We start from the raw sequence: 5,567 nt of genomic DNA, 5'->3' as shown, positions 1-5,567 counted from the left end.
CCGGGGGCCCGCCCCCCCCCACCCCGCCACCCCCCGGGGCGAGGGGGGGGCGGTGGGCGGCGCCCACCCCCCCCGCCACTCTGGGCTGGAGCAGGGCGTACCCCTCCGTGACCACCCGGCGCTCCAGGTCCACCTCCGGCTGATTCAGGGGATGGAGCATTGCCCCCACCAGCTCCCGGGCCGCGCCCACGTTCAGGCTGGTATCGCTGTCCAGAGTGATGACATAGCGGGTGTCCGCCAGGGCCCCCCGGTCTCCGGAGAGCACCTCCAGCCCGCTGGGGCGGTCCTTCAGCAGCCGCACCAGCTCCACCAGCGCGCCCCGCTTCCGTTCCCAGCCCATCCAGCGCCCATCCCGGGCACTGTAACGGGGTTCCCGGAAAAAGAGGTAGAAGCCGCCCCCGTACTTCCGGTTCAGGCGGTCCACCTCCTTCCGGGCCTCCCGGACCCAGCTCCGCCCCTCCGCCCCCATGGGGGAATCCCGGTCGGGCAGATCGGCCAGCATCCCCAGCCGCAGCTCTCCGCCGCTGTCCCGGTTGGCCAGATGGTAGCGCTCCAGCTTTTCTGCCAGCTCACGGCCGCTCTCCTTTCCGGTCAGCAGGGCCGCGATGACGCAGAGGGTCCTCCCCTCCGGCGGGATGCCGGACTCCAGCGCCATGCGGTGGACCGGGCGCGGGGGCACCAGACGGACCAGAAGAAAGTCCGCGCTGTTTTTCACCAGATCGGACAGGGGGAAAAAGAGCAGCAGCCCCCCCACCCAGCTGTCCAGCAGCAGAGCCAGAGCGGCGGAGAGCAGGGCGGCAGAGAGCAGGACCAGCGGGCCATAGCACGCCCCGGACCGTGTCCTTTTCTCCGCCCCCAGCGGGCGGCGGAAGAGGAACCAGCCCACGTGGCGCTCCGCCCCCGCCCCCTGCCGGGACAGCTCCAGGACCCGCCGGGCCGTCTCCTCCTCCCCCATGCCGCTCTTTCTCGCCAGACGGCACACCTGTCCCCGGTATCTCCGGCGTGTGGCGTCCTCCATGGAGCCATAACATCCCGCCGGGTCCTGGCGCAGGACAGCCTCCACCCGGCTCTCCGACTCCAGCAGCGCCCCCCAGTCCCCATCGGACAGGGCCCGCAGCCCGGCAAAGACAGACTCAAAGGGGGCGGGCCCTGTCTGCTCCTCCCGCAGCGCCGCCAGGTCCCCGCACAGACCACGCAGCTGACACAGCAGCGCCCAGGTCAGGGCGGGGACCAGCAGGGACAGCTCCCGTTCGGTGAGGGGCAGTACGGACTGGAACGCGGAGAGAAAGACCGTCAGGCGGCGGCGGTCCAGGTCGGGGACCGCCCAAAGCGCCGTCCGGGCGGCACACTGGAGGACAGACTGGCCGTTCCGGCAGCGCCGCAGGGGCCTGCCCCTGCGGAAGGCCCGCTCCGCCATCCGCCCCTCCCGCGCCGCCAGATAGGCGTTGTCCAGCAGCCACTCCACCGCTCCCGGCGTGCGCCCGCTCTCCTCGGCCCAGCGGGCCAGCTCCTGCCGGGCGCGCTCCACCTCGGCCAGCGCGCGCCGCATCTCCCGGGCCACAGTCCCCGGGCGGACCGCTCCCTCCAGCTCCAGTGCCCGGGCGGCGTTGGCCCCGTATCGGGACAGATGGGGTTCATCCATGGGAACATGGGCGGTGTTCGAAGCAGACATGGCGGCTCCTCCTGAATCATCATACCGTTTTTTGGGCGATCATTATGGATTTTGCCCCGGTGCCGTGGGAATATACCCCCGCCAAGTGTACAGATTTTTCACTTGACAAGGGGGCTCTGTTATGGTATGATTCCGAATGTAAAGTTTTTGAGCTTTACGACATCTCAACAGGAGGTGGAACAGTTTGAAAAGTCAGGCCTATCGCATGGCCCTGCTGTACGATTTTTACGGCGACGTGCTCACCGAGCGGCAGAAGGAGTTTTACGACCTCTACTATAACGAGGATCTTTCACTCTCCGAGATCGCGGAGAACAGCGGCATCACCCGCCAGGGCGTCCGGGACGTGATCGTCCGGGCCGAGGCCATCCTCACCGATCTGGAGGATAAGACCGGCCTGATCAAGCGGTTCCACGCCATGCACAAGCAGCTCCAGCAGATCGCTGAGGACGCGGAAAAGATCCTGGAGCGCAACGGCAGCTATGACGACCCAGACATCGAGGCGGCGGCCCGGGAGATCCGGGAGCTGGCCCAGGTGCTTCAAAAGGAGTAACCATGGCGTTTGAAGGACTTTCTGAAAAGCTCTCCGCCGCATTCAAAAAGCTGCGGGGCAAGGGCCGTCTCTCCGAGGCCGACGTCAAGGAGGCTATGCGGGAGATCCGCCTGGCCCTGCTGGAGGCGGACGTCAGCTATAAGGTGGTCAAGCAGTTCATCGCTCAGGTGACCGAGCGGGCCGTGGGCTCCGACGTGCTGGAGGCCCTCTCCCCCGCCCAGACGATCATCAAGATCGTCAACGAGGAGCTTACCGCCCTGATGGGCGGCACCAGCACCAAGCTGGAGATCTCCTCCAAGCCCCCCACGGTGGTGATGCTGGTGGGCCTTCAGGGTGCGGGCAAGACCACCAACGGCGCCAAGCTGGCCGGCCTGATGAAGCGTCAGAACGGCAAGCGGCCCCTGCTGGCCGCCTGCGATATCTACCGCCCCGCCGCCATCAAGCAGCTGGAGGTGGTGGGCGGACAGCTGGACATCCCGGTGTTCCAGATGGGTCAGACCGACCCGGTGGACATCGCCAGAGCCGCCATCGAGCACGCCAGGCAGCACGGCAACGACATGGTTTTCCTGGACACCGCCGGCCGGCTCCATGTGGACGAGGAGCTGATGGACGAGCTCAAGCGCATCAAGGCCGCCGTGGAGCCCACGGAGATCCTGCTGGTGGTGGACGCCATGATCGGCCAGGACGCAGTGAACGCGGCCAAGGCCTTTGACGACGCACTGGACATCGACGGCGTCATGCTCACCAAGCTGGACGGAGACGCCCGGGGCGGCGCGGCCCTCTCCATTAAGGCAGTCACCGGCAAGCCCATCAAGTTCGTGGGTGTGGGGGAAAAGCTGGACCAGATCGAGGTCTTCCACCCTGACCGGATGGCCAGCCGTATCCTGGGCATGGGCGACATGCTCTCCCTCATCGAGAAGGCGGAGCAGAACTTCGACAGGCAGAAGGCCCTGGAGTTCCAGGAGAAGCTGCGGAAAAACAAATTCACGCTGACCGATTTCTATGAGCAGATGGCTCAGCTGAAGAATATGGGCTCCCTGTCCGAGATCGCCGGGATGCTCCCCGGCGTCAAGGCCTCCGATCTGGAGGGGGCCTCCATGGACGAGTCCCTGCTGGGGCGGATGGAGGCCATCATCCTTTCCATGACCCCCTATGAGCGGGAAAATCCCAATGTGCTCAACTCCAGCCGCAAGCGGCGCATCGCCGCCGGGTCCGGCACCCAGGTGGTGGACATCAACCGGCTGCTGAAGCAGTTCGAGATGATGCAGGCCATGACCAAGCAGTTCGCCGGCGGCAAGATGCCCAAGTCCATGCGCCGCCTGATGGGCAAAAAGGGCGGCAAGGGCATGCTGGGCGGCAAGATGCCCGGCCTCCCCTTCTGACTCCCCGACGGCGGAAAGGAGCACGGACCATGAAAAAGTGGACCTTTTTCGATCAGATGCTTGCCAGCTTCCTGGTCATCGTTATCTTGTCCATCCTGTCAGCCCTGCTCCATCTCCCCATTGTGGGCCGTCTGGCCTTTCTTCTGGTGGGGGCCGGCTTCGTTCTCCACCCGGTGGTCCCGGTAAACATCTCCATCCAGTGGGGAGCGCGGGCCCTATGGTTCCCCCGCCTGCTGGGGGCATCCTTTCTCCTGTTCGGGCTGCTGGCCCAATTTTGAACGCTGGCAAACACTTCGGTGTTTTCCATATACGCAAGAAATTTTTGGAGGTGAATATAAATGGTTAAAATCAGACTGCGCCGCATGGGCGCGAAGAAGGCTCCCTTCTACCGTATCGTGGTGGCGGATTCCCGCTATCCCCGTGACGGCCGTTTCATCGAGGAAATCGGCACCTACAACCCTCTGACCACCCCCGCCGAGCTGAAGGTGGACGCCGAGCGGGCTCAGGCCTGGATCAAGACCGGTGCTCAGCCCACCGACACCGTCCGCTCCCTTCTGAAAAAGGCCGGCGCGCTGTAAGGCTGGAGGTCTGTCAGGCAAATGAAAGAGCTTTTGACCTATGTCGCCCAGAATCTGGTGGACCACCCCGATCAGGTGTCTGTCACCCAGCATGAGAGCGACGGCGAGACCGTGCTGGAGCTCCGTGTGGCTCCGGAGGATATGGGGAAGGTGATCGGCCGTCAGGGCCGCATCGCCAAGGAGATCCGCACCCTGATCCGCTCCGTGGCCCAGCGCACCGGTCAGCGTGTCTCCGTCGAGATCGTCGACTAGACAGTTATGGCGCAGGGAGATCCTGCGCCATTGTCTTACCCCGGAGGAAAGGAGAATCCCCATGAAAGAACAGTATCTGGAGGTCGGAAAGATCACCAACGTCCACGGCATTATGGGCGAGGTGCGGGTACAGCCCTGGGCGGACTCCCCGGACTTTCTCTGCCAGTTCAAGACCCTCTATGTGGACAGCTCCCACTGGCCCATCCAGGTGGAGCGGGCCCGGGTCCACAAAAACATGGTCATCCTGAAGCTGCAGGGCGTCACCGATGTCAACAGTGCTCTGGCCATGCGCAACGCCGTGCTGTACATCGACCGGAAGGATGTCCAGCTCCCGGAGGGCAGCTTTTTCCTGGCTGACCTGATGGGAATGGAGGTCCGGGACGCCGCCAGCGGCGCGGTGCTGGGACAGATCGCGGACATCCTCACCCTGCCCGCCAACAATGTGTATGTAGTCCGCGGCGGCGCCCGGGAGCTGATGATCCCCGCGGTGGACCAGTTCATCGCGGAGGTCAACGTGGACGAGGGATACCTCCGGGTCAACATGATGGAGGGCCTGTGATGCGCCGCACCGTCCTCTACATCTCCATGAGCCTGGACGGCTGCCTGGCCCGCCCGGACGGGGATGTCTCCTGGCTGGCCGGCCAGGACCCTGATGACCCGGACCCGGGGACCTACCCCGCCTTTCTCTCCACAGTGGACACCGTGGTCATGGGCTGGACCACCTACCACCAGGTGGTCACCCAGCTCTCTCCCGGCAGCTGGCCCTACCGGGGATTGGACTGCTATGTGCTCACCCACCGCCCCCTCCCTCCCCAGACGGAGAAGATCCAGGCTTTCAGCGGTCCGGCCCACCAGTTGGTGGAACAGCTGAAGCGGGAGCCCGCCGGGCGGGACATCTGGATCTGCGGCGGCGCCGACACGGCCGCCCAGCTGATCCGGAAAAACGCCATCGACCGATATGTGGTCTCTGTGATCCCCGTGATCCTGGGGGAGGGCATCCCCCTCTTTTCCCGCGGGCTGCCCCAGCAGGACCTGCGTCTGGTCTCCGCCGCCCACAGCAACGGGATCGCCGAGCTGACCTATGAACCCCGCTGACCCGCCGCTAGCCCCGCCTGTATGAAACGCAGGCGGGG

Annotated in this window: 7 protein-coding genes and 1 pseudogene; 7 read left to right on the top strand and 1 reads right to left on the bottom strand. The window is 65.2% G+C overall.

The features are described from left to right. Window positions 1–1,672 (bottom strand): annotated as a pseudogene (locus tag BN1969_RS13110) (hypothetical protein); the annotation flags it as partial. A 184-nt stretch (window positions 1,673–1,856) separates the two neighbouring features. On the opposite strand from BN1969_RS13110, the gene ylxM reads away from it, so the two are divergent. The 7 genes from ylxM to BN1969_RS13075 all read left to right on the top strand — a co-directional run bounded on the left by ylxM (window position 1,857) and on the right by BN1969_RS13075 (window position 5,529). Next, a complete protein-coding gene (gene ylxM / locus BN1969_RS13105) occupies window positions 1,857–2,222 on the top strand; it encodes a YlxM family DNA-binding protein (RefSeq protein WP_050624707.1) in 366 nt (121 codons plus the stop codon). A 2-nt stretch (window positions 2,223–2,224) separates the two neighbouring features. Next, window positions 2,225–3,604 carry a signal recognition particle protein gene (gene ffh, locus BN1969_RS13100; protein WP_050624706.1) on the top strand — a complete coding sequence of 460 codons (1,380 nt, stop codon included), beginning with the start codon at window positions 2,225–2,227 and terminating at the stop codon, window positions 3,602–3,604. Between the two features lie 29 nt (window positions 3,605–3,633). Further along, entirely contained in the window at window positions 3,634–3,882 is a 249-nt protein-coding gene (locus tag BN1969_RS13095; protein WP_050624705.1) for a hypothetical protein, read from the top strand. Between the two features lie 60 nt (window positions 3,883–3,942). Further along, window positions 3,943–4,182 (top strand): 30S ribosomal protein S16, encoded by a 240-nt coding sequence (gene rpsP / locus BN1969_RS13090; RefSeq protein ID WP_050624704.1) that lies wholly within the window; start codon window positions 3,943–3,945, stop codon window positions 4,180–4,182. A gap of 21 nt (window positions 4,183–4,203) precedes the next feature. Beyond that, entirely contained in the window at window positions 4,204–4,434 is a 231-nt protein-coding gene (locus BN1969_RS13085; RefSeq protein ID WP_050624703.1) for a KH domain-containing protein, read from the top strand. 61 nt (window positions 4,435–4,495) lie between these two features. Next, window positions 4,496–4,993, top strand: coding sequence for a ribosome maturation factor RimM (rimM, locus tag BN1969_RS13080; protein ID WP_050624702.1), 498 nt, complete (start codon window positions 4,496–4,498; stop codon window positions 4,991–4,993). Then, entirely contained in the window at window positions 4,993–5,529 is a 537-nt protein-coding gene (locus tag BN1969_RS13075; RefSeq protein WP_050624701.1) for a dihydrofolate reductase family protein, read from the top strand. Before rimM ends, BN1969_RS13075 begins: the two co-directional genes overlap by 1 nt. Window positions 5,530–5,567 lie beyond the last annotated feature (38 nt).

It is taken from the genome of Clostridium phoceensis (genome assembly GCF_001244495.1).
GTDB lineage: Bacteria > Bacillota > Clostridia > Oscillospirales > Oscillospiraceae > Lawsonibacter > Lawsonibacter asaccharolyticus.
This window is presented reverse-complemented; position numbering and strand designations above follow the sequence as displayed.

Bases quoted from the DNA above. Each gene is read 5' to 3' on its own strand.
- ffh (WP_050624706.1), top strand. From the start codon at position 2,225: ATGGCGTTTGAAGGACTTTCTGAAAAGCTCTCCGCCGCATTCAAAAAG.
- BN1969_RS13095 (WP_050624705.1), top strand. From the start codon at position 3,634: ATGAAAAAGTGGACCTTTTTCGATCAGATGCTTGCCAGCTTCCTGGTC.
- rpsP (WP_050624704.1), top strand. From the start codon at position 3,943: ATGGTTAAAATCAGACTGCGCCGCATGGGCGCGAAGAAGGCTCCCTTC.
- BN1969_RS13085 (WP_050624703.1), top strand. From the start codon at position 4,204: ATGAAAGAGCTTTTGACCTATGTCGCCCAGAATCTGGTGGACCACCCC.
- rimM (WP_050624702.1), top strand. From the start codon at position 4,496: ATGAAAGAACAGTATCTGGAGGTCGGAAAGATCACCAACGTCCACGGC.
- BN1969_RS13075 (WP_050624701.1), top strand. From the start codon at position 4,993: ATGCGCCGCACCGTCCTCTACATCTCCATGAGCCTGGACGGCTGCCTG.